Origin of the sequence: Empedobacter falsenii (assembly GCF_019308355.1) — a bacterium.
Taxonomy (GTDB): domain Bacteria; phylum Bacteroidota; class Bacteroidia; order Flavobacteriales; family Weeksellaceae; genus Empedobacter; species Empedobacter falsenii_B.
The window spans coordinates 1-23,592 of record NZ_JAAGKM010000026.1 but is presented as its reverse complement, the minus strand read 5'-3'; the positions used below and the strand labels follow the sequence as shown (position 1 = coordinate 23,592).

The 23,592-nt window shown below is 32.3% G+C and carries 22 protein-coding genes, 1 other RNA gene and 1 pseudogene; 12 read left to right on the top strand and 12 right to left on the bottom strand.

Features of this window, described 5'->3' with window-relative positions:
- Positions 1 to 2: 2 nt before the first annotated feature.
- Together G0Q09_RS10585 and G0Q09_RS10580 are read right to left on the bottom strand one after the other, a co-directional pair.
- Positions 3 to 1,031, bottom strand: a complete 1,029-nt coding sequence (locus G0Q09_RS10585; protein ID WP_038336818.1) for a sensor histidine kinase — start codon at positions 1,029 to 1,031, stop codon at positions 3 to 5.
- Between the two features lie 9 nt (positions 1,032 to 1,040).
- The gene (locus G0Q09_RS10580; RefSeq protein ID WP_219034847.1) at positions 1,041 to 1,721 is read right to left on the bottom strand and encodes a response regulator transcription factor; all 681 of its coding nucleotides are present in this window, start codon (positions 1,719 to 1,721) and stop codon (positions 1,041 to 1,043) included.
- Positions 1,722 to 1,869: 148 nt separating this feature from the next.
- Between G0Q09_RS10580 and G0Q09_RS10575 the strand changes: the two genes are divergently transcribed.
- From G0Q09_RS10575 to G0Q09_RS10555, 5 genes are all read left to right on the top strand, one after another.
- Positions 1,870 to 4,677 carry a TonB-dependent receptor domain-containing protein gene (locus tag G0Q09_RS10575; RefSeq protein WP_219034846.1) on the top strand — a complete coding sequence of 936 codons (2,808 nt, stop codon included), beginning with the start codon at positions 1,870 to 1,872 and terminating at the stop codon, positions 4,675 to 4,677.
- 35 nt (positions 4,678 to 4,712) lie between these two features.
- Positions 4,713 to 5,879 carry a beta-helix domain-containing protein gene (locus G0Q09_RS10570; protein ID WP_219034845.1) on the top strand — a complete coding sequence of 389 codons (1,167 nt, stop codon included), beginning with the start codon at positions 4,713 to 4,715 and terminating at the stop codon, positions 5,877 to 5,879.
- A gap of 196 nt (positions 5,880 to 6,075) precedes the next feature.
- Positions 6,076 to 6,402 carry an iron-sulfur cluster assembly protein gene (locus G0Q09_RS10565; RefSeq protein WP_038336809.1) on the top strand — a complete coding sequence of 109 codons (327 nt, stop codon included), beginning with the start codon at positions 6,076 to 6,078 and terminating at the stop codon, positions 6,400 to 6,402.
- 58 nt (positions 6,403 to 6,460) lie between these two features.
- A complete protein-coding gene (locus G0Q09_RS10560; RefSeq protein ID WP_180905499.1) occupies positions 6,461 to 7,432 on the top strand; it encodes an SPFH domain-containing protein in 972 nt (323 codons plus the stop codon).
- Positions 7,433 to 7,441: 9 nt separating this feature from the next.
- The gene (locus G0Q09_RS10555) at positions 7,442 to 7,699 is read left to right on the top strand and encodes a hypothetical protein (RefSeq protein WP_219034844.1); all 258 of its coding nucleotides are present in this window, start codon (positions 7,442 to 7,444) and stop codon (positions 7,697 to 7,699) included.
- Positions 7,700 to 7,909: 210 nt separating this feature from the next.
- On the opposite strand, the gene metG is transcribed toward G0Q09_RS10555, so the two are convergent.
- Positions 7,910 to 9,946, bottom strand: coding sequence for a methionine--tRNA ligase (gene metG / locus G0Q09_RS10550; RefSeq protein ID WP_219034843.1), 2,037 nt, complete (start codon positions 9,944 to 9,946; stop codon positions 7,910 to 7,912).
- A 94-nt stretch (positions 9,947 to 10,040) separates the two neighbouring features.
- Here metG and G0Q09_RS10545 point away from each other — a divergent pair, with 94 nt between their 5' ends.
- Both G0Q09_RS10545 and G0Q09_RS10540 read left to right on the top strand, forming a co-directional pair.
- Positions 10,041 to 10,565: a GNAT family N-acetyltransferase gene (locus G0Q09_RS10545; protein ID WP_219034842.1), complete on the top strand. Its 525-nt coding sequence runs from the start codon at positions 10,041 to 10,043 to the stop codon at positions 10,563 to 10,565.
- Between the two features lie 14 nt (positions 10,566 to 10,579).
- Entirely contained in the window at positions 10,580 to 10,801 is a 222-nt protein-coding gene (locus G0Q09_RS10540; protein WP_219034841.1) for a hypothetical protein, read from the top strand.
- Positions 10,802 to 10,855: 54 nt separating this feature from the next.
- Here the strand turns inward: G0Q09_RS10540 and G0Q09_RS10535 are convergent, their stop codons facing one another.
- The 4 genes from G0Q09_RS10535 to G0Q09_RS10520 all read right to left on the bottom strand — a co-directional run bounded on the left by G0Q09_RS10535 (position 10,856) and on the right by G0Q09_RS10520 (position 16,273).
- A complete protein-coding gene (locus G0Q09_RS10535; protein ID WP_219034840.1) occupies positions 10,856 to 13,192 on the bottom strand; it encodes a penicillin-binding protein 1A in 2,337 nt (778 codons plus the stop codon).
- Positions 13,193 to 13,198: 6 nt separating this feature from the next.
- Complete coding sequence (locus G0Q09_RS10530; RefSeq protein WP_084106949.1) at positions 13,199 to 13,660, bottom strand: gliding motility lipoprotein GldH; 462 nt, start codon at positions 13,658 to 13,660, stop codon at positions 13,199 to 13,201.
- Positions 13,644 to 15,317 (bottom strand): PSP1 domain-containing protein, encoded by a 1,674-nt coding sequence (locus tag G0Q09_RS10525; protein ID WP_219034839.1) that lies wholly within the window; start codon positions 15,315 to 15,317, stop codon positions 13,644 to 13,646. The genes G0Q09_RS10530 and G0Q09_RS10525 overlap by 17 nt, the downstream gene beginning before the upstream one ends.
- Before the next feature lie 86 nt (positions 15,318 to 15,403).
- On the bottom strand, positions 15,404 to 16,273 hold the full coding sequence (locus tag G0Q09_RS10520; protein WP_219034838.1) for an MBL fold metallo-hydrolase: 870 nt from the start codon (positions 16,271 to 16,273) through the stop codon (positions 15,404 to 15,406).
- A gap of 118 nt (positions 16,274 to 16,391) precedes the next feature.
- Here G0Q09_RS10520 and gltX point away from each other — a divergent pair, with 118 nt between their 5' ends.
- Positions 16,392 to 17,900 (top strand): glutamate--tRNA ligase, encoded by a 1,509-nt coding sequence (gltX, locus tag G0Q09_RS10515; RefSeq protein ID WP_038336832.1) that lies wholly within the window; start codon positions 16,392 to 16,394, stop codon positions 17,898 to 17,900.
- Between the two features lie 53 nt (positions 17,901 to 17,953).
- On the opposite strand, the gene G0Q09_RS10510 is transcribed toward gltX, so the two are convergent.
- Positions 17,954 to 18,325 carry a DUF779 domain-containing protein gene (locus G0Q09_RS10510; RefSeq protein ID WP_219034837.1) on the bottom strand — a complete coding sequence of 124 codons (372 nt, stop codon included), beginning with the start codon at positions 18,323 to 18,325 and terminating at the stop codon, positions 17,954 to 17,956.
- Positions 18,326 to 18,354: 29 nt separating this feature from the next.
- Complete coding sequence (locus G0Q09_RS10505; protein WP_219034836.1) at positions 18,355 to 19,860, bottom strand: aldehyde dehydrogenase family protein; 1,506 nt, start codon at positions 19,858 to 19,860, stop codon at positions 18,355 to 18,357.
- A 141-nt stretch (positions 19,861 to 20,001) separates the two neighbouring features.
- Between G0Q09_RS10505 and ssrA the strand changes: the two genes are divergently transcribed.
- Together ssrA and G0Q09_RS15225 are read left to right on the top strand one after the other, a co-directional pair.
- Positions 20,002 to 20,399, top strand: a transfer-messenger RNA (tmRNA) gene (gene ssrA, locus G0Q09_RS10500).
- Between the two features lie 320 nt (positions 20,400 to 20,719).
- Positions 20,720 to 20,983 carry an Arm DNA-binding domain-containing protein gene (locus G0Q09_RS15225; protein ID WP_371875738.1) on the top strand — a complete coding sequence of 88 codons (264 nt, stop codon included), beginning with the start codon at positions 20,720 to 20,722 and terminating at the stop codon, positions 20,981 to 20,983.
- Between the two features lie 93 nt (positions 20,984 to 21,076).
- Here the strand turns inward: G0Q09_RS15225 and G0Q09_RS15220 are convergent.
- The 3 genes and pseudogenes from G0Q09_RS15220 to G0Q09_RS10485 all read right to left on the bottom strand — a co-directional run.
- A pseudogene (locus tag G0Q09_RS15220) lies at positions 21,077 to 21,319 on the bottom strand (carboxypeptidase-like regulatory domain-containing protein); the annotation flags it as partial.
- 75 nt (positions 21,320 to 21,394) lie between these two features.
- Entirely contained in the window at positions 21,395 to 22,216 is an 822-nt protein-coding gene (locus tag G0Q09_RS10490; protein WP_219034834.1) for a GLPGLI family protein, read from the bottom strand.
- A gap of 62 nt (positions 22,217 to 22,278) precedes the next feature.
- Positions 22,279 to 22,530 carry a hypothetical protein gene (locus tag G0Q09_RS10485; protein WP_219034833.1) on the bottom strand — a complete coding sequence of 84 codons (252 nt, stop codon included), beginning with the start codon at positions 22,528 to 22,530 and terminating at the stop codon, positions 22,279 to 22,281.
- Positions 22,531 to 22,852: 322 nt separating this feature from the next.
- Here G0Q09_RS10485 and G0Q09_RS10480 point away from each other — a divergent pair, with 322 nt between their 5' ends.
- Together G0Q09_RS10480 and G0Q09_RS10475 are read left to right on the top strand one after the other, a co-directional pair.
- Positions 22,853 to 23,152, top strand: a complete 300-nt coding sequence (locus G0Q09_RS10480) for a type II toxin-antitoxin system RelE/ParE family toxin (protein ID WP_219034832.1) — start codon at positions 22,853 to 22,855, stop codon at positions 23,150 to 23,152.
- Between the two features lie 6 nt (positions 23,153 to 23,158).
- Positions 23,159 to 23,443, top strand: a complete 285-nt coding sequence (locus G0Q09_RS10475) for an addiction module antidote protein (RefSeq protein WP_219034831.1) — start codon at positions 23,159 to 23,161, stop codon at positions 23,441 to 23,443.
- The last annotated feature ends 149 nt before the right edge of the window (positions 23,444 to 23,592 follow it).

The window sequence follows — 23,592 nt, the reverse complement described above, 5'->3', positions numbered from 1 at the left end:
TATTAAGCTTTCTGTAAATAGAACGAAAAAGTAGAGCCTTTTCCTATTTTACTTGTCACATAAATTTTCTGTTTATGAGCTTCTAAAATATGTTTTACAATTGCCAAACCTAATCCAGATCCACCATTGTTACGATTTCGAGATTTATCAATTCGATAAAAACGTTCGAAAATTCGGTCAATGTCTTCTTGTTTTATCCCAACGCCTTGATCTTTTATTGAGATTTGAATTTTATCATCATATTCTTCAAAATCGATGTCAATTTCTGTATTTGGATTAGAATAATTGATGGCGTTTACGATCAAATTGATTAAAACCTGTTGAATTTTCTGAATATCACCTACAACTTTTATTGGTTGATGAATAGGATAATTTAGAGAAATTTTGATGTTATTTTTTTCAGCTTTAATTTCTAATAAATCAATAACGTCTTGTACAAGCGCCGTCAAGTTGAAAACCGAAAATTCGATATTGATTCGTCCACGTTCAAGCTCTGCAATCATGTCCAAATCTTTGACCAAATAAATCAATCGATCAACCGATTTATTAATTCGGTTTAAGTATTTATCGCGAATAGATTCGTCTTCAACTCCACCTTCTATCAGCGTTAATAAATAACCTTGTACCGAAAAGAGAGGCGTTTTTAATTCATGTGAAATATTTCCAAGAAAATCTCTTCTGTAATTTTCTCTCTCATTCAAAACATCAATTTCTTTGGATTGATCTTCTGTAATTGTAGAAATTTTTTGAGAAAGTTCTTCAAAATCCATTGTGCTGGATTGAAATTGAGGAATATTTTTCGAGATTTCAGTAAAATCTTTTCTTCGTTGATTTTTTAAAGAAAACCAATAAAATATTGATAATCCAATCAATAAAAGAAGCATTAAACTGATGAAAAATAGTTTTTCTTGGAGAATAAAATCAATATTTCCAAACCATAAAAAAGAGAACAAAACAAATCCTAAAGCCAAGAATAATGTACTGAGAAAGGCAAATAGAAAAATGTTTTGAACTTTGAAAGTTGAAGCCATTACGAGCTTTTAGTCATTTATTTTGTATCCAATTCCTTTGATTGTTGAGAAACGATCGTTCCCAAATTTTTCGCGTAATTTGCGCATATGTACGTCAATTGTACGTCCGCCAACTACAACTTCATTTCCCCAAACTTTCTCCAAAATTTCTTCACGTTTGAAAACACGTTCTGGATTTGAAGCTAATAAAGCAATCAATTCAAATTCTTTTCGAGGTAACAAAAAGTCTTGTCCTTGGTAATTTACTTTATAGGTTTCGCGGTTAATCTCGAAATTATTCAATTTGATGAATTCGTCTTTTGCCGCTTCGTTAGGTTGTTTTAATTTCAATAAAGCATTTAGTTTACTAATTAAAACTTTTGGTTTGATAGGCTTTAAAATATAATCATTTGCACCAGCATCATAGCCAGCTAATTGAGAAAAATCTTCGGCGCGAGCAGAAAGAAAAACGACCAAAGTATCTTGAAAAGAATCTAATTTTCTCAACTCTGCACACATTTCCATTCCGTCCATTTGTGGCATCATTACATCTAATAGAATCAAATCTGGGCGAAAAATTTTGGCTTGTTTCAAACCTTCTAGTCCGTTTTGAGCTGTTTCTACTTCAAAACCTTCTTTTTTTAAGTTGTAACCAATAAATTCTAAGATATCTGGTTCGTCGTCAACTAATAAAATTTTAATGTTCTTCATAATTGTTTGTAATAACTAAATAAAATTAGTCGATGTAAAATTAAGCTTAAATTTTAGGAGAAATTAGGTAAAAACATTTCTTAACATTCATTTAAAGTTACGATAATTTCATAACAATTACCTAACAAAACCTTTACAATTTCTAAAAATGTTTTTCATTGGATTGCAGCAACTTTGCCATCAAACAAACACGAATTATACAATCGCAATGAAACGCAATTTAACTTTACTTTTATTATTAGGTTCGGCAGCACTTTTTGCACAGACTAATATTAAATTAGAAGGAACTTTATTTGATCAAAAAACAAACCAACCACTTTCTGAAAAAACTTTTGTGGTTGAAGGATTAAATATTCAAGCAAAAACAGACGATAAAGGTCACTACGAAATTTCTGTTCCAGATGATACGTATCAATTAGATATTAAAGTAGATGGTTATCAATCTATTTCTCAAAATTTATCAGATTCGAATACATTAAATATGTATTTGAAACCAGAAGATTTAAAAGATACAAAGATTGATTTATCAACTGCTGTTGTAACAGGTAGAAAAGATAAATCTGGAGAAGCTTCTTTACTTAATATACAGAAAAAATCTGTAAAAATGGTGGAGAATATTGGTGCAGCAGAATTGGATCGTAAAGGTGTAAGTGATGCGGCTTCGGCAGTTGCGAAAATGGCTGGTGTAACGAAACAAGAAGGAACAGGAGACGTTTTTGTACGTGGATTGGGAGATCGTTATAATTATACTTCATTGAATGGTTTACCAATTCCGTCAGAAAATCCTAGTAACAAGAATGTTAAATTGGATTTATTTCCAACAGACGTTATTGATTATATTTCGTTGAGCAAAACATTCAATGTAAGAATGATGGCTGATTTTGGAGGAGCAAATATCGATATTGCATCAAAATTATACGAAGGAAATGGTTTATTAGAAATCGGAACAGGATTAAATTTAAATTCTAATGCGATTACAAATAAAAATTTCAATTTGCAAGATGGACCAAATTGGTTTGGTTTTCAAAAAACAAAAATTCCAGCAAATGCAACAACTGGATATCACTTTACAAATAGTTTCAATCCGCAATCTAAATCTGCTGTAGCAGGAGGTTTCAATATAAAAGGAGGAAAAAGTTACAAGTTTGAAAACGGAGCAAAATTCGGATTCTTTGCAACAGCTGCTTTTGATAACTCAGCTCAAAGTATCGAGAAAGGTTTAGCTCGTTCTGTTGATGCTCAAGGAAATAATTTGAAAGGTTTCAACGATTATACAAAAGATAGTTATAATACGAATACAACAGGAATGGTTAATTTGTATTATGATTTTAATCCAAATAATAGATTAAGAGCAAATAGTATTTTTATTAATAACACTTCTCAAAGTTTACAAGAATATAAAGGATTTATTAGAGATTTAGCGGAAGATAATAATGGATTTATTCGTCGCGGAACTTACGAAAGAAACCAAGTTTTTGTCAATCAATTATTAGGAGATCACAGATTAGATGATAAATCTGAGTTTCATTGGGGCGTTTCTTACAATACAGTGAAACAAGATATGCCAGACCGTTTACAAAATACAATGCGTTTGGATAAGCAATCTGGACAATATGTGTTAGCTTCTCAAGATGCTTCGTTAAGTAACCGTTATTATCAAAATCTTAATGAGAACGAGGTTTCTGCGAACTTGGAATATAATCGCGTTTTTGGTGGAGATTTGAAAGACTATAAAGCTAAAATTTCTATTGGATACCAAGGTAGACATAAAGAAAGAGATTTTGAAGCGAATCAATTTAACTTCAAAATTTTGAGAAGTGGAATTCAAGTTGACCCAAATAATTTAGATGCTTTCTTCAATCAATCAAATTATGGTTCAGGTTTCGAAATCACAACGTTTGATATCAAATCTGACGGAAGCTACAGATCTCAAGTTTACAGTGGACAAAAAGATATACAAGTAGGTTTTGCTGAGGTAGAATATAATTTTACAGATCGATTAACAGCAGTTTTGGGCGTTCGTGCAGAATATCTTAAACAAAGCATCGATTGGTACACAGCTTTATCACAAGGTAAAAACTCATTCGATCAATTCGAATTATTACCAAGTTTGATGTTACGTTATAAATTAACAGATAACCAAAACTTACGTTTTGCAACATCTAAAACATATACACTTCCTCAATTTAAGGAAACAGCTATGTTTGTTTATGAAGATGTGACAGAAACTTTCCGTGGAAATCCAATGTTGTATCCATCGACAAATTATAATGCAGATATTAAATGGGAATGGTTTCCGAAAAGTGGAGAAGTAATTTCTTTGGGAGGTTTCGGAAAATATATTCAAGACCCAATCAATACAACAACAATTGCTTCATCATCTAATGATATTTCCTATGCAAATACAGGAGATTGGGGATATGCAGTTGGTGCAGAATTAGAGGTTAGAAAAGCAATTTTAGATAATAAAATATCGAATCCAGAACAATTAACAGTTGGGTTTAATGGTGCTTATATGTATTCTAATCAAGAATTAAACAATGAAAAAGTATACAAAGAAACATTGTTTAATGGACAACGAATCAATACCAATTTTACAAATGCAGAAGATGCATTTACAGGAGCTTCTAAGTTTATTACAAATGCAGATTTATCTTATTCTAAGAAATGGGCAAGTGGAGGAAGCGTAATGGCAACAGTGGCTTACAACTATTTCTCTGATCGTATTTATGCGCTTGGAACTGAAACAAGAGGAAATCAAGTAGATAAAGGATTTAGCACATTAGATTTCATTTTACGTTCGAAATTGAATAAAAATATTGGAATCAATTTCTCTGCTAAAAACTTATTAAACCCTACAATAGACCGTGTACAAGAGAATTTGAATGGAGATGTAAAAACATTAAGTTATAAAAAAGGAATGAACTTCGGTTTATCTGTTAATTATCAATTTTAAAACAAAATAAAACAAACACAATAAAACATTTAATTATGAAAAAATCAATTTTAAAACTATTTTTAGTAGGAGCATTTTCTACATTAGCCTTAACAAGCTGTAGTAATAACGATGATAATGGAGATATTGATACAAATCCTTCTGGGTTTGTTGCGAATCCTGCTGATTTTAAAGGTGAATTAAAAAGTGGAGATAAAATTACTTTAGATCCATCAAAAGTATATTATTTAACAGGGAAAATTCAGGTTAACGACGGTGCTGAATTAACAATTCCTGCTGGTACACAAATTGTTGCAAACGGAGGTACATCTTCTTACATTGCAGTAGCACAAGGTGGTAAAATATTTTCTAACGGAACTTCTGCTAAACCAGTTGTATTTACATCAGACAAAAAAGCACCAGGTTCTTGGGGTGGAGTAGTTTTATGTGGTAAAGCACCAATTAACAAAGCAAAAACAGCTACTGCTGAGGTTTCTGAATTAACATATGGTGGTGATGTTGCAAATGATAATTCTGGTACAATCACATATACTCGTATCGAATACGCTGGAGCAATTTATAATTCTGAAAAAGAGTTTAATGGACTTTCTTTATTTGGTGTTGGTAATGGAACTAAAATAGAATATGTTCAATTATATGCAGGTTCTGATGATGGAATCGAATTTTTTGGTGGAACTGTTAATACAAAATATATCGTATCAAATGAAAACGAAGATGATCAATTTGACTGGACAGAAGGTTGGGTTGGTACAAACGAATATTGGTACGGAAAAGAAGGTCGTAGTAAAGGGAATAGAGGTATAGAGGCTGATAACAATTCAAGTAATCATACTTTAACTCCAATTGCAAATCCTACAATTAGATATGTTACTTTAATAGGTTTAGGTAAAGATTATGTAGGAGAAGGAGAAAACCAAGCAATGAAATTACGTGTTGGTACAAAAGGAAAATTTGAGAATTTTGTTTTAGCAAACTGGGCTAAAGGTATCGATATCGAGCATGATGCTACAATTTCTTGGATTCCGAATGATTTATTCTTGAAAAACGTTCAATTCATTAACGTTGGAGTAGAAGCTACAGGTAAATCTTCTGCAGGTACTGCTGTAGATGTATCGAAAGCTTATGCAAAAGCAGATAATACTGGAGCTGGAAATGGTGTAGATACACCAACTTGGGCAAAAGGATGGACAACAGGTCTATAATTAAATCCATATAAAGAAAAAACTTTTCTTATAAAAAAGTTCTTCGTGTTTGTAAATCGCTTTTTTGGGTTCTCCAAAGAAGCGATTTTCTTCTATTATAACTATTTTATTTTAAGTCATTAAAAATAGTTATTTAGAAAAATTCCACGTAAGCTAAACTATTTGTACATTTGCAGAACAATAACAGTTGATAACAATGGCATTAACAGAACAACAATTAGATTCGATTGGTGAAAAATTGGTTGAAAAATTCAAAACAGTTTACGATCCAGAGATTCCAGTTGATATATATGAATTGGGATTGGTTTACGATGCACAGGTGAATGCAGATGGTGAAGTAAAAGTTACCATGACCCTTACATCTCCAAACTGTCCCGTGGCTGAAAGTTTACCTCTAGAAGTAGAACAGCGCGTTGAAGAGATAGAATATGTAACGAAATGTTACGTAGAAATTACGTTCGATCCTCCTTGGGATAGAGATATGATGAGCGAAGAAGCAAAATTCGAATTAGGAATGTTATAACTTAACATTCCTAATTTTTTTTGTATCTTAATCCAACAAATTCAAAACACTAAAACTTATGGGATATTTAGGCGTGATCGTTTTTCTTGGAATTATTTTCCTTTTTTTATTCGTCTTTACAGTAAAACAACAAACTGCGGTTGTTATTGAGCGTTTCGGGAAATTTAATAGTATTCGTAACCCAGGATTACAATTCAAAATTCCGATTGTAGACAGAATTGCTGGAAAAATGTCTCTTAAAATTCAACAATTAGATGTTGTTGTCGAAACGAAGACAAAAGATGATGTATTTGTTCGATTGAAAGTTTCTGTTCAATATCAAGTCATCAAAACTCAAGTTTATGATGCATTTTACAAATTAGATAATCCTTATACACAAATAACTTCTTTCGTTTTTGACGTTGTTCGAGCTGAGGTTCCAAAACTTCGTTTAGATGATGTTTTCGAGAAGAAAGATGATATTGCGGTTGCTGTAAAAAGTGAATTGCAAGAAGCTATGAATTCATATGGTTACGAAATTGTCAAAACGTTGGTAACCGATATTGATCCAGATGAGCAAGTAAAACATGCGATGAACCGTATTAATGCAGCTGAACGTGAAAAATTAGCGGCGCAATATGAAGGTGATGCTGCACGTATTTTGATTGTAGAAAAAGCAAGAGCCGAAGCAGAATCGAAGCGTTTGCAAGGACAAGGTATTGCGGATCAACGTCGTGAAATTGCAAAAGGTTTATTAGAATCGGTTGATGTATTGAATGGAGCAGGAATTACGTCGCAAGAAGCTTCTGCGCTAATTGTGGTGACGCAACATTATGATACATTGCAAGCGATTGGAGAAAAATCTGGAAGCAAATTAGTTTTGTTGCCAAATTCACCAACTGCCGCTTCGGAAATGCTGAATACAATGGTTACTTCGTTTACCGCAGCACATGAACTGAATGAGCATCAAATAACAAAAGAAGATAATCCAACTCAACGAAAAAATAAGCCGAATCAAGGCGATTCGTTTACTTTTCCAGAACATCCTTAGAAAAATATAATGAGTAAAATTCTTAATAGTAAAGTAATAATATTTGTTTTCTTATTAATAGTTTTCTATTTGTACTTTTTTAAAAGTGATTTTACAAATGGACAAAATCAAACTGAATTAGACTATTCTGTAAATATTATTTCTAACAAAAATTATAAAGATGATAGAATAAAATCAGCATTTTTTACAATTATAGGAAATAATCCAGAAACGAATAAACTTGATTCTTTTAATGATGGTAGATGGTTTTATAATGTGAGAGATTAAATCGAAAAAGGAGATACTGTTTTTAAAATGAAAGGAAAAGATTATTTCTTAATTAAAAAGAAGGATTACATTTTAAAAATTAATTCAGAAAAGAATCAAGAAGGAAAGTTTATAGAAATTTTAACGAGATAATTATCAAAAACAAAAGCCACTTCATCGAAGTGGCTTTTACATTTATACTTAATACATTTTACTTTTTACAATAAAAAATTATCCAACCTGAACACCATTTGGCGTTTCTTCTTCTGGATTTACAAACGTTAATTTTCCGTCTGCTTTATCAGCGAATAATAACATTCCGTTCGATTCGATTCCACGAATTTTACGAGGCGCTAAATTTGCTAAAACCATCGCTTGTTTTCCAACGATTTCTTCTAACGTAAAATGTTCTGCAATACCAGAAACAATTGTACGAACGTCCATTCCTGTATCTACTTTTAGTTCGAATAATTTGTCTGCTTTTTCAACTTTTTTCGCTTCTAAAATAGTTCCGATACGGATATCCATTTTTTGGAAATCATCAAAAGAAATCAATTCTTTTTGAGGTTCTGCGTTTGGATTTGTCATATTATTTTTGACTTTACTTTCGTTTAATTTATTGATTTGTGCTTCGATGGCTTCGTCTTCAATTTTTGCAAAAATTAATTCAGATTGTCCTAATTGATGTCCAGCTTTTACAAATTCGTCTGTTGATTCTAAATCATCCCAACTCATTTTTTCTACATTCATCATAGCCAACATTTTTTCAGAAGCGAATGGAATAAATGGTTCTCCCAATTGTCCTAATGCCGCAGCAATTTGCGTTGCAGTGTACATAATTCCTTTCACAGCTTCAGGATCATCACCTTTTTTCCAAGGTTCTTGCGCTTGTAAAAATTGATTTCCAAGACGAGCCAAATTCATATATTCTGTCAATGCAGCACGGAATTCATATTTCTCTAAATGATCACCAATGCGTTTTGCAAAATATTTGATTTCAGTTAATTCTTCAAATTCAATTGTTTTTGCAGGAACAATTCCTTCGTAATATTTGTGAGAAAGAACCATTACGCGGTTGATAAAGTTTCCTAAAATTCCAACTAATTCAGAATTATTTTTAGTTTGGAAATCTTTCCACGTAAAGTTATTGTCTTTATTTTCAGGCATATTCGCCGTTAACACATAACGTAATGTATCTTGTTGATTTGGAAAATCTTCTAAATATTCGTGTGCCCAAACTGCCCAATTACGAGAAGTTGATATTTTATCATCTTCTAAATTCAAGAATTCGTTTGCAGGAACATTGTCTGGCATAATGTAATCGCCATGCGCTTTCATCATAGTTGGGAAAATGATACAGTGGAAAACGATATTGTCCTTTCCGATGAAATGAACCAATTTTGTTTCTTCATTTTGCCAATAATCTTTCCAATTTTTACCGTTTTTCTCTGCCCATTCTTGTGTGAAAGAAATGTAACCAATCGGTGCATCAAACCAAACATACATTACTTTTCCTTCAGCTCCATCAACAGGAACAGGAATTCCCCAGTTCAAATCGCGAGTCATAGCACGAGGTTTCAAACCATCGTCTAACCAAGATTTTACTTGACCATAAACACTCGATTTCCAATCATTTCTGTGACCTTCTAAAATCCATTTTGATAAGAAATCTTGGTATTGATCCAATGGCAAATACCAGTTTTTTGTTTCTTTTCTGATTGGCGTATTTCCAGATAAAGCAGAACGAGGATTAATCAATTCTTCTGGACTTAATGTTGAGCCACATTTTTCACATTGATCGCCGTAAGCATCAGGATTTCCACATTTCGGACATTCACCACGAATGTATCGATCCGCTAAAAATTCGTGCGCATCTTCGTCGTAAAATTGTTCTGTAACATCTTCTGTAAACTTGTTATTGTCATATAATGTTTTGAAGAAATCTTGAGCAACTTCTCTGTGTTTATCTGATGTTGTACGAGAATAAATATCGAACGTCACACCAAAATTAGCCAATGTATTTTTGATGTTTTCATGGTAACGATCAACAATGTCTTGAGGCGTAACGCCTTCTTTTTTGGCACGAATTGTAATTGGAATACCATGTTCGTCAGAACCACCAATAAATGCTACATCTTTTCCTTTTCTTCGTAAAAAACGCGCATAAATATCAGAAGGAACATAAACACCTGCCATGTGACCAATGTGCAATGGTCCGTTAGCATAAGGTAAAGCCGCTGTAATTGTATATCTTTTTGGTTGACTCATTTGCTTAAAATCTATAAGCGACAAAGATACGATTTGTTGTTTGTTTTGTTAAAACCTTTTTCTAATTTTATAAGGTTAATCAATTGATGGAGGAATGAATATTAGGAAAGAGGAGAAAAGCAATTATGAACAAGTTTTTAAATTGATTGAAAAGGCATTTGAAAATGAAGAATATAGCGATCATCGTGAACAATTTTTAGTAGAACGATTACGAAATTCTGATAGTTTTGTTCCTGATTTGTCTATTGTTTTTGAAATGAATGGACTTATTATTGGTTATATTTTATTGACAAAGATTAAAATTAATCATTCAGACTTTTCTTACGATTCTTTAGCGCTCGCTCCTGTAGCGGTTTTACCTAATTATCAGGGAAATGGAATTGGTGGTCATTTAATAGAATTTGCGCATAAGAAAGCGAGAGAATTAGGTTTTGAATCTGTCATTTTATTAGGTCATCCAACTTATTATCCTAAATTTGGTTATAGAAAAGCATCTGACTTTGATATTCAGTTATCTTTTGATGTTCCAGATGAAAATTGTATGGCAATTGAGTTGGTTGAAGATGCGCTGAAAAATATAAATGGAATGGTAGAATATCCGAAAGAATTCTATCAATAATTAAAATATTTCTTATGGAAGAAAACGCTGTTGTAACACCAGATGAGGTGGTAACGGATACAATTACGAACTTATTTACGTATGCTAATTATTTTTTGGTTGCAGCGCTTGTAGTGTTGTTAACGTATATGACGATTCGAGATTTTAAGAAAAAACAACGTGAAAAGAAATTGGCACAAGAACGTGAAGCATACAACAATCAGTTTGATAACGAAGAGGAAAAAGAAGAATTATAAATCATAAAAATAGCCACCCAATTTTGAGTGGCTATTTTGTTTATATCAATTTAATTATTGACCTTCTTCATCAGGAACTTCATAGTTTTCGCCTACGCTTTCACTACCACTTCCTTCGATAATTGGACCTGGATCATACATTTCATCATATTGATGGAATCCGTATGTATTCGAACAATCCCAGTGTTTTTCAATGTCTTTAGGTTTGTCAAATTTATCTCCAGCTGTTACGCCAAATTTTCCTCCTTCTTTGTAAACGCCTTGCATATAGTAAGCCCAAATAGGTAAAGCTGTATTGGCTCCTTGTCCTGTGGCTGTACTTGCAAAGTGAGCAAATCGGTCTTCTGCACCAACCCAAACTCCAGTAACTAAATTTGGCGTTAATCCCATAAACCAACCGTCAGAGTTTTCGTTTGTTGTACCTGTTTTACCAGCAACTTCCGCTGTGATGTTATATCTATTTCTAAGACGCGAACCAGAACCTCTTTCTACAACACCTTTCATCAAATCAATCATAGTGTACGCTACGTTTTCATTAACAACTTCTCGTGTTTGAGGTGTATAATCTTTGATAACTTTTCCTTGTTTATCTTCTATTCTTAAGATTAATTGCGGTTTAATGTAAATACCACCATTTGCAAAAGCACTCATCGCACCAACCATTTCATACAATGATAAATCGGCAGAACCTAATGCAATTGTAGGATCTTTTACGATAGGAGATTCAACTCCAAGGTCACGAGCCATTTGAATTACAGGTTCTGTACCTGTTTGCATAATCAAACGAGCAGCGACAATATTTGTTGAATAAGCTAATGCAGTTCTTAAATCTTGAGATCCACCATATTTACCATTAGCATTTCGAGGAGACCAATTCCCTGGAATTCTCTCATTAGAAACAGTATGACAAGGTGTTAATCCTAATTGATTAATTGCTGTTGCATAAACAAACGGTTTGAACGTAGAACCTACCTGACGACGTGCTTGTTTTACGTGGTCAAATTTGAAATAATTCCAATCGATTCCTCCAACCCAAGCTTTGATTGTTCCATCTTTTGGATCCATTGACATTAAACCAGCTTGTAAAATATGTTTGTGATATTCGATTGAATCCATCAATGTTTTTCCTTTTTTGTACTGAATTCCGTTCCATGTAAAGAACTGAACAGAGTCGCGAGGTGTATTGAAAACAGTTTCGATTTCAGCTTCAGATTTTCCTTCGGCTTTCATCTTTTTATACAAATCTGTACGAGCCATTGCTTGCTTAAAGATTTGTGTTCTTTTTGCAGCAGAAATATTATAAAATGGTGCTAAACTACGTCCACGTTGCTCTCCAAAGAATTGATCTTGTAAAACTTTTAATTGTTTTTTAACCGCTTCTTCAGCTAAATTCTGCATTCTTGAGTCTAACGTTACATAAATTTTTAAACCATCTTTTTCAAGGTTATAAGATTTTCCTGTTTCTTTCTCATAATCAACCATCCATTGCTGAATTTCCTTTCTCAAAGCAGATTTGAAATATGCTGAATGTGATTCATCATGCTGCATAATATCTTGTTTATCTGTAACCAATGGTGTAGCTTTTGCAGCTTCCCCTTCAGCTTGAGAAATTTTGTTGTATTTCATCATTTGATCTAATACAAGATTTCTTTTTTCTGTAGATAATGCAGGATTTTTTACAGGGTTGAATTTTACAGGATTTTGAAACATAGAAACTAATGTTGCAGCTTCGTCCAAGTTCAATTCTTTTGTTGTTTTATTGAAATAAACTTTAGAAGCAGATTCAATTCCTTTTGCACCATAGATAAAGTCAAACTTATTGAAGTACATCGCAATGATTTCTTCTTTTGTATACAATTTTTCTAATTGAACAGAAGTTACCCATTCTTTTAGTTTTTGTAAACCACGTTTCACCTTATTAGAAGAAGGGTCTTTTGTGTACAACTGTTTTGCTAACTGCTGTGTAATTGTAGATCCACCTCCTGAATCACCACCTGAAGATATAGCACGGAAAGCAGCTTTAATATCTACACCTGAATGATCAAAGAAACGAACATCCTCTTTTGCTAACAATGCGTCAACCAAATGTGGAGGTAAATCTTTGTAATCAACTGGTGTTCTGCGTTCTGCTTCGAAACGATCTAACAAAACACCATCAGAAGAAATAATTTCTGATGAAACATAAATATCAGGATTTTCTAAATCACGTACATTGGGAATTTCACCTAACCATCCGTTAGATGTCGCCCAAAAGATTCCGAAAATTCCTAATACGGCACAAAAAAACAGTACCCAAATGGTAACGATTATTTTTTTGGCTAATGAAAAGCTATTGAACTTCTTTTTTGCTTTAGAAGTTGCGCTTGTTTTAGGATTTTTATTGTTTTCCATTCTGTATTATTCAGCTTTATCAACAATCAAACTAATGTCTTCGATTCCTTTCAAATTCTTTGTTCGCATACCTTGCCAAACTTTTAGTTGATAGCGACCAGAGTCTTTTATTGGTAAATTTTCACGATAAACCAACATCATTTCTTTTGTTGTCATTCCTTTACCAATCCAGCTTCCATCGGGATTTGCAATGTAATACTGTAAGGTATCAATCATTTCGTTTCCTTTAGGATCGATGAATTTCGTGAACAAATATAAGTTACTATATTCATACGACGTATTATTTCTTAACACAAATCCAATGTTAACAGCCGAAGGTTTTGGATCTTTTACATCAAACGTAAAGGTTTGAGGTTGATTACTCTTCCATTCGTCTTTCACATCTTTTGTGTCTTGATAATAATGTTTAGCCTCACAACTAAACAATAAAAAGACTAAAATAAAAAGCAAACTACTGTTGCGTATCATTTGGTTTTGGCCCACGATTAAATCTTTTTTTACTTCGATTCTTCGATTTATTTGGATTCGGTTGAGAATTATTTGTATGATTCTCGTCCTTAGTTTTCGGTTTTTGCTCAGCATTTTGATTATTTTGCTGAGGTTGTTTTTTTGGTTGTTGAGTTGACTGATTAGCCTGATTTGTTTGATTATTTTGTTGGCTATTATTGCTCGGTTTATTCGGTTTTCGCTTTTGTTGATTGCGATTGCGATTATTTCCTTGCGGCTTTTGCTGATCAGTATTTGGTTGAGCTTGTTGCTCTTTCGCTTGAGTTGGCTGTTGCTTCTCTTTTGGCTGATTTTGTTGTTGCTGATTCTGATTAGGATTCGAATTTTTGTTCGGTCTATTTTGATTATTCTTTTTAGACTGATTTGGATTCTTTCCTTGTTTATTTTCAGGACGATTTGCTTTATCTTTCGTCTCGTTAGGCTGTTTTTGTTTTGCCTTCTGAGGTTTCAGATTATTAGCATTCGCCGCAACTTTTTCGTTTCCAGAATTTTGATTATTCTTAATTCTTTTACGTTTTTTGTTCTGTTTTTCTTTACGTTCAAAACGTTCTAAAGAATCTTCACCAATTACATCTGTAAAATCTGGTTTCGATTCTTCTACATTTTTAGCTAAATCCTCTAAAGGTTCAGTTTTTAGACCTTTTGCAGTGATTGCTAAAAACTCTTGAATATCGTCTACCGAAAATTTGTACCAAACAATTCCGCCTTTGTCATAAGCAAACCACATTTCTTTCTTGAAAACGTCGATTTTAACACAATGTGCCCAACCTTTTTCAGTCTCGAAACGGCTTTCCATTGATGGAAAACTATTTAATGCATCTAAATATGAATCCAATTCAAAATTTAAACAACATTTTAATTTACCACATTGTCCAGCTAACTTTTGCGAGTTAATTGACAATTGTTGATAACGTGCTGCAGCAGTGCTCACAGAGCGGAAATCTGTTAACCAAGTAGAACAACATAATTCGCGTCCACAAGATCCAATTCCACCAACTTTTGCTGCTTCTTGACGATATCCGATTTGTTTCATTTCAATTCTTACGCCAAATTTCCCAGCGTATTCTTTGATTAGTTGTCTGAAATCTACACGTCCTTCTGCTGTATAATAAAATGTAACTTTCGCTCCATCTCCTTGGTACTCAACATCACAAATTTTCATTTCCAAATTAAGGTTTTTCGCCATAATTCGAGAATCAACCATTGTTTGTTTTTCTCTATCACGAAACTCTACCCAAGTTTCTATATCTTTTTGGTTCGCTTTGCGATAAACCTTCTTGACATCTTCCGCAGTCCACGAAAGATTCTTTTTTTTCATCTGGATTCTAACAAGCTCACCCGTAAGTGTAACAACCCCAATATCATGACCAGGTGTTCCTTCAACAGCGATTACATCGCCAATATTTAGAGATATGTTGTTTTCGTTTTTATAATAAAACTTTCGATCGTTTTTGAAACGAACTTCCACAAAATTGAACTTTTCTTGTCCATTTGGAAGTTGCATATTCGATAACCAATCAAAAACTGATAATTTTCCACAACCATCAGTGCCACAAGCACCATTATTGTTACATCCTTTCGGAAGGCCATTAGAAGTTCCACAAGATCCACATCCCATGCTTCTATAATTTTTTTAAATGACAACACAAAGGTATGAAAATATTTTTCTGAATTTGTGAAATCATTTCGGTTATGAAATTGATTTTAAATTGAATCAAAAACTTCTGAAAATGAATAGGTTTGATCTAATCTAACCCCTTTTTCTGTTAATTTTAACGTAGCTAATTCGTTGACATGGTCATGTTCAAAAAACAAAATATATTCATTTTCGACTGCTTTTTGTAAAAACGTTCCTTTTTCTTCAACTGTTATTAAAGGTCGTGTATCAAACCCAATTACATAAATTAATGGAATATGCCCTACAGTTGGGATTAAATCTGCGATATAAACTATTTTTTTGCTTTTATATGTAATGATTGGTAACATTTGCTTTTCGGTATGTCCATCCACAAATAAAATATCAAAACCAAGTGGAGAATTTTCTAAAATTGATCCATTTTGAGGCAAATCAATCAAATTAAGTTGTCCACTTTCTTGTAGAGGTAAAATATTTTCTTTCAGGAAAGACGCTTTTTCACGTGGATTTGGATTTACTGCCCAATCCCAATGATTCGCATTCGACCAAAATTTTGCGTTTTTGAATGAAGCTTCTAAATAATCTTTCTCTTTGTTGTATTGAATTGCGCCACCACAATGATCAAAATGCAAATGCGTCAAGAAAATATCTGTAATATCATCGCGATGAAAACCATGTTTGGCTAAAGAGTTATCTAAAGTAGCATCGCCCCATAAATAATAAAAACCAAAGAATTTTGCATCTTGTTTAGTTCCGATTCCTGTATCAATCAATATTAATCGTTTACCATCTTCGATTAATAGACATCTCATCGCAAGGTCGATTAAATTTCTATCATCAGCAGGATTGGTTTTATTCCAAATCGATTTTGGTACAATTCCGAACATTGCGCCGCCATCTAATTTAAAATTTCCTGTTTCTATTGTATATAATTTCATTTTTATGTGGTTTTATTTTGTTGAATTTTCGTTTTACGAAGATAAAAAATAGAATATTATTTAAAATAAATATCTATTATAGAATTGAACGACTTAAATTTGCAAAAATTTTGATACAATGGCAAAAGAAGTTCGTGTAAGATTTGCGCCAAGTCCAACAGGTGCGTTACACATCGGAGGAGTCCGTACTGCGTTATACAATTATCTTTTCGCAAAACATAATAACGGAAAATTCTTATTAAGAATAGAGGATACAGACCAAACACGTTATGTGGAAGGTGCTGAACAATATATTATCGATTCGTTGAAATGGTTAGGCTTAACTCCTGATGAAGGTGTTGGTTTTGGTGGAGATTTAGGTTCTTACCGTCAATCAGAGCGTAAAGAAATCTACAAACAATATGTAGACGAATTATTAGCTTCTGGAAATGCATATTATGCGTTTGATACGGCAGAAGAATTAGACGCTGCACGTGCAAAAGCAGACGAAAATAAAGAAACATTTATTTATAATTGGTCGACAAGAGGAAAGTTGAAAAACTCATTGTCAATGACAGAAGCTGAAACAAAAGCTTTAATTGAGAATGGAACGCCTTATGTGATTCGTTTCAAAATTGATGATTCTCGTACAGTTTTATTGAATGATATGATTCGTGGAAAAATCACGATTGATGCATCAACTTTAGATGATAAAGTTTTGTTTAAATCTGATGGAATGCCAACGTATCACTTAGCTAATATTGTGGACGATCATTTGATGGGAATTTCTCACGTAATTCGTGGAGAAGAATGGTTACCATCAATGGCTTTACATGAATTATTGTATGATGCATTTGGTTGGGAAGCACCTTGTTTCGCACATTTACCATTAATCTTGAAACCAGAAGGAAAAGGAAAACTAAGTAAACGTGATGGAGACAAACACGGATTTCCAGTTTTCCCAATGGAATGGAAAACAGAAGAGGGAATTGCAAAAGGATACAAACAAGAAGGTTATTTCCCAGATGCAGTATTGAATATGTTAGCTTTATTGGGATGGAACTCTGGAACTGATCAAGAGATTTTTACAATGGAAGAATTGACTCAATCATTTTCATTAGAAAAAGTTTCGAAATCGGGCGCACGTTTTTCTCCAGAGAAAGCAACTTGGTTTAATCATCAATATTTACAACAAAAATCTGTTGAAGAATTATTGCCATCTTTCGAAGAAGTTTTAAAAGAAAACGGAATCGAAGCTAATCCAGCTTTAGACGCAAAAGTGGTTGAATTGTTAAAAGAAAGAGCAAACTTTGTAAAAGATATTTACGAACAAGGTCAATTCTTTTATATAGCTCCTTCTACTTACGACGAGAAAGCAGCTAAAAAAGCTTGGAAAGATGATTCGAAAGAGATTTTAAGAAAATTTGTTGATGTTTTAAATTCATCAGAATTTACGTCAGAAATTTTACACGATGCAATGGCAGAATTTGTTACAACGCAAGAAATTGGATTTGGAAAAATTGGAATGCCTTTACGTCTTAGTTTAGTTGGTGCATTACAAGGACCAGATGTTCCTGTAATTATGGCAACTTTAGGAAAAGAGGAAACGATTGCACGTATCAACAAAGCGATTGAAGTTTTAGGATAAAATTATTTCTATCATAAATAAAAAAGCCATTTGCAATGCAAATGGCTTTTCTGTTATAAATTGATTTTGACTTCGTCTAATTGATTAACTTCTTCTTGAGAGAATATTCGATAATTGACTTTAAATGTTTTGCCAAGCGGAACTTCTAACGAAAAACCTCCAGCGCCAATCGCATCAATAATATCTAATTCGAAATGTGCATGTTTCCAATATTCAAACAGATCTTTGTCAATCCAAAATTCTACTCCATCAATTTCTCCAATGCAAACATCTTTGTATCGAAGATAAAATTCTCCTTTTCTGAAACATTGTGGTTGTGTTCCTTCACAACATCCTCCTGCTTGATAAAGCATTAAATCGCCATGTTTTGCTTTTAATTCATTCAATAAATTAATCGCTTTTTCAGTTGCATCAACACGTTTCATTTTTTTGAGATTTTTAATTAATTATTGATTTAGAAGAAACCTAATTTCTTTTTGCTATAAGAAACTAACATATTTTTAGTTTGACGATAATGATCTAACATCATTTTGTGGTTCTCACGTCCGATTCCAGATTGTTTATAACCTCCAAAAGGCGCTCCAGCAGGATAACTATGATATTGATTAACCCAAACACGACCAGCCTGAATAGCACGTGGAATTTGATACAATTGATGTGCATCACGCGTCCAAACACCAGCTCCTAAACCATAAATTGTGTCATTAGCAAGCTCAATCGCTTCTGCTTCATCTTTAAAAGTTGTCACAGCTAACACAGGTCCAAAAATCTCTTCTTGGAAAATACGCATCTTGTTATTTCCTTTAAATAATGTTGGTTTGATGTAATAACCATTTTCGATATCTCCTTGTAAATGATTAGCATCTCCACCAGTTAAAACTTCTGCACCTTCTTCTTTTCCTAATTTAATATAACTTAAAATTTTGTCATATTGAATTTGAGAAGCTTGCGCACCAATCATTGTTTCTGGATCAAGAGGATTTCCTGCTTTAATCATATTTACACGTTCTACAACTCGTGCAATAAACTTATCATAAATAGATTCTTGAATCAATAATCGCGAAGGACACGTACAAATTTCACCTTGATTAAGTGCAAATAATACTGCACCTTCAATTGCTTTGTCTAAGAAATCATCATCATGATCCATCACAGATTCGAAGAACACGTTTGGTGATTTTCCACCTAATTCTAAGGTAACCGGAATAATATTTTCTGTTGCATATTGCATCACGAAACGTCCTGTAGCTGTAGATCCTGTAAATGCAGCTTTCGATACTTTAGGATTTGTCACCAATGCGCGACCTAATTCTCCACCAAAACCATTTACAATGTTAACAACTCCTGGAGGTAATAAATCTCCAATTAATTCGAATAGATATAAAATCGAGATAGGAGTAGATTCAGCAGGTTTTAAAACCACACAGTTTCCAGCAGCTAACGCAGGAGCTAATTTCCAAACCGCCATCAAAATTGGGAAGTTCCAAGGAATAATTTGCGCAACAACACCAATTGGCTCGTGGATAATAATTGAAACTGTATCTTTATCTAATTCGTTGATAGAACCTTCCTCAGCACGAATTACCGAAGCAAAATATCTGAAATGATCGATTGCCAAAGGAATATCAGCATTCAACGTTTCACGAACTGGTTTTCCATTATCGTAAGTTTCTACAGCCGCAACATTTTGTAGATTTTCTTCGATTCGATCTGCAATTTTATTCAAAATAATGCTTCGTTGCGTTGGCGAAGTTTGACTCCAACTTTTGAAAGCTTCGTGAGCAGCATCTACCGCCTTTACTAAGTCTTCTTCTGAAGAATGCGCAGCTTTTGTAAAAACTTTTCCAGTAAGTGGCGTTACAACATCAAAGTATTTTCCATTTGTAGGTGGCGTAAATTGACCATTGATGTAATTGTCATAATGATCTTTGAATGTAGGTACATTAACTAAGTTTCCCATTTTATTAAAATTTTTTGTGAATTAAATTTTTTCTAATTTATTCAAATTTGTTCAATAATTATGTTTAGAAAAAGTTAATTCTATTTGGTATAAAATTTGTACATTTGGCATCCGTCAATTATTTATTGACAATTTATTTATGGGGCTGACTGGTTTTGACAGCAAGGCCAATGGGTAAGTAAGCATGCAGTGATAGGTTGTGTACTCACTTTAATCAGGCACTTCAACTTTTTAACTGGCAACGAAGAGTACGCTTTAGCTGCATAATTCTGAATTTTAGTAAGAATACGCCACGTCTATACTAGGTATAGAAGCTGAATGTCCCTCAAAAGCCTTGACTTACGGCGTTTGATACAGGGACACGGGAAAGTAAGAATAGAAACCTTAGTGCATCGGATAGGTTTCGAGATTTTAGATGATAAGCGGATGACAGAGTGTTTATTCTCAGGATTTCGTCGAAAATTAATAATAAACTAAGCATGTAGAAAGCTTATTTGTTGCTTGTTTGGACGCGGGTTCGAATCCCGCCAGCTCCACTTTTTAATGGTTATTTAATCACAAAAAGCCTTATTTCAATGGAAATAGGGTTTTTTTATGCGTTTTTATGTGTAATTGTGCACAACTAAGCACATAAATAGAGAGACCCTATCGAGACCCTAAATTACAACTAAAATTAGGGTCTCGGCAAATTAAGGAAATCCTTTATATAAAAGGGATGTAGAAGAGTTTAATAACCTATTTTATAACTGTTTTATAGGCTGTATTAATAGCTGTCAATATAACCTATACAACATTCGAACATCTTGATTCTCATTCAAAAACCAATTAAATTTTTATTAACCATTAAAATTTGAATCAGATGAAACAAGATTTAAAACTTCACATTTACCCAAGAAGTGCCAAAACCAATAAACAAGGGTTTTATCCTATTTATGTGCGCATTACATTAAATGGAAAACGATGGGAATTCAGTACTAAAAAGTTTATCAATCCTAAAACATGGGATGCTAAAAACGCTAAAATAAAGCCTACTGTAACTGAAGCTAGTTCGATTAATAATTATCTTAATCAAATCAAAACACAAATTATTAATCTTGAAATAGAATATAACATCCGCAATTGATCGATCTTGAATATCTTTAAAATTACTGACATCATATACAATCGTATCGCCTTTTTTTCTAATAGGTGATTCTTTTAGTTTAACCTCTTTTAGCTCGATAGCTTTTTCTTGTAAAGTAAAATCAAAGTTTATTGCAGATTCATTAACCAAACCTGAAGTAAATGCATAATTCATCGCACGAACTTTAATTTCATAGGTATCGTGTGATGGATTCTCTATTTTTAAAGTATATTTTCCATCTGATTTTGTTATAAAAAACGCTAACGTTTCATCCGTAATACTTGGCGAAATGGTAATGTTAGCGTCTGATATTGGATTTCCTTCCTCATTTTTCACAACTCCAGAAATAATAAGTTGAGCAAAAATAACGTATGAAAACAGAACGAAAAACAGTGTTAATAATATTCTCAATTACTTTAAGTTAAATTGTACTCCTTTTTCTATAGAATTATTATTTAATTCTAAAAGTGATTTTTTTCTTTTAAAGAATGTTTCATCATCTCTTACAACACTACTTTTTTCTCCTAAAACAATTAATGGGTTTTCTTTATATGTCTTAATGTAACTCTCTAATTCTGATCGTGTCATTTTTAATCTTCCTCCATTTAAAATATTTGGAATTGAAGATTTACTGTTTTCAAAAGACATGAATTTAAAATGAAAATAATCTTCAGAATCTTTTATATCTAAAATTAATCCTGGTAAACCATTAAACTTATAAGGTCCATAAGAAACTGGAATTTCTTCTGTGTACCATGCTTCCCATTGTCTTCCAAATAAATTTGTTGTTGCTTTTTTTACTTTATAACCCTTTAATTCTTTTTCTTCGTTTATTAATTTCCAAGAAATATTTGGCACAACATCTTCAAAATCAACCTTAGTTAATGCTACATTTGTTTGTATCAAGTAGTTCTTTTTATCTTTAAAATAAAACATCCTTAAATTATTATCAGTTTTTCCATATTTTGCATAAACATCCTTCATATTAATTTTACCATTAACCATTAAATCATTTATATCTCCTTTAATTGTATCATTTTTAAAATCATTTTTTGGAAGAAAAACAAATCCTTTTTCATAGACACGCATAACCATTTCTTCTACTTTTTTATTTGATTTATTTAAAGAATCATTCGTATAATTATATTTATATTCTACTAAAAAATTATTTTTTTGTCCAAAAATTAAAGTACAATAAAAATTAACTAAGAATATTAAAACATATTTTTTCATGCATTATATTTTTAAAAAAATAGGGACTTATTTAGTCCCTATTAGTTGTTTTTTTACTTATTTTACCCACCACCACAGACATAATCATCTTGAGCCTTTAATTCGGCTATTATCTGTCCATTAGTGTAAACAATTTCCGTATCCATCATAAAACAATCTTCTGTACAAGAAAGTTGAACAGGTATACATACGATTTCTAAAGCCTCTACTTTTTCAGACTTAGATTCTTCTTTCACTTCTGAATTTTTAACTTCATTTGCCATAGCAAATGTTCCGATAAGTGCAAAAGCACTTACTAATAAGATTTTTTTCATTTTAATGTATTTTAGTTTTTAATAATTAATCATAGTTTGCAACCTATAATTACCCATTAACGTTAATTAGTTTAATATTAATAATAATTTTAGAGAAAAAAAAGTGCACATTAAAATTAAATAATTAAAACCCAAAAGTTTAACATTAGCCATATTTATAAATCTTCTATAACGTGTTTTATATAAAATACAAAACCTCCAATTGGAGGTTTTTTTATGATTTGTAATTTAAGATTATGTTTAGTAGGTATATTGTTTAAAATACATTTTTTTTATATCCTTAAAAATTATTAAATTTGTATCCAAGTGAATACAAAAAGAAATGTACTTTATTGAAAAAACTACTGATTTTGATAAATGGTTTCGTAAGTTAAAAGACTTACGAGCAAAGGCTAAAATTTTAGTTAGAATTCAAAAATTAGAAAAAGAAGAACACTTTGGAGATTGTGAACCTGTTGGCAATGGAATTCGAGAATTAAAGATCAACTATGCTAAAGGATATAGAGTGTATTTCAAAGAAATGGATGGTAAAATAGTAATTCTGCTTATCGGAGGAGATAAATCTACTCAACAAAAAGATATTGAGAAAGCTAAAGAAATATGGGATAAATTAAAAAAATAAAGAAACATGGAAACATCAAAATTTGATATAGCCGATTATTTAGATAGTAATGAAATGATTGCTGAATACTTAAATGCAGTCTTAGAAGATGGTAATGAAAATGAAATCATCACTGCTATTGGAAACATTGCAAAAGCAATTGGAATGACTAAAATAGCAGAAGAAACAGGTCTTAGTCGTCCAAGTTTATATAAAGCTTTATCTGATGGATCAAAACCTCAATTTGGGACTATAATGAAAGTTTTAAAAGCTGTGGGAGGACAAATACAAGTAAATCCTGTTCATGCTTAATAGATAAATATAAACCTCCTAATTAGGACTGTCTCTTAAAGTGTGTAAGTTCAAAAATTAAGCTTGGGTTAGGTTCTACTTTTTAGAGTCTAACCCTTTCTTGATATAGGATTAAAAATTGATCAATAATAACTCCCCAGTTTCTTACT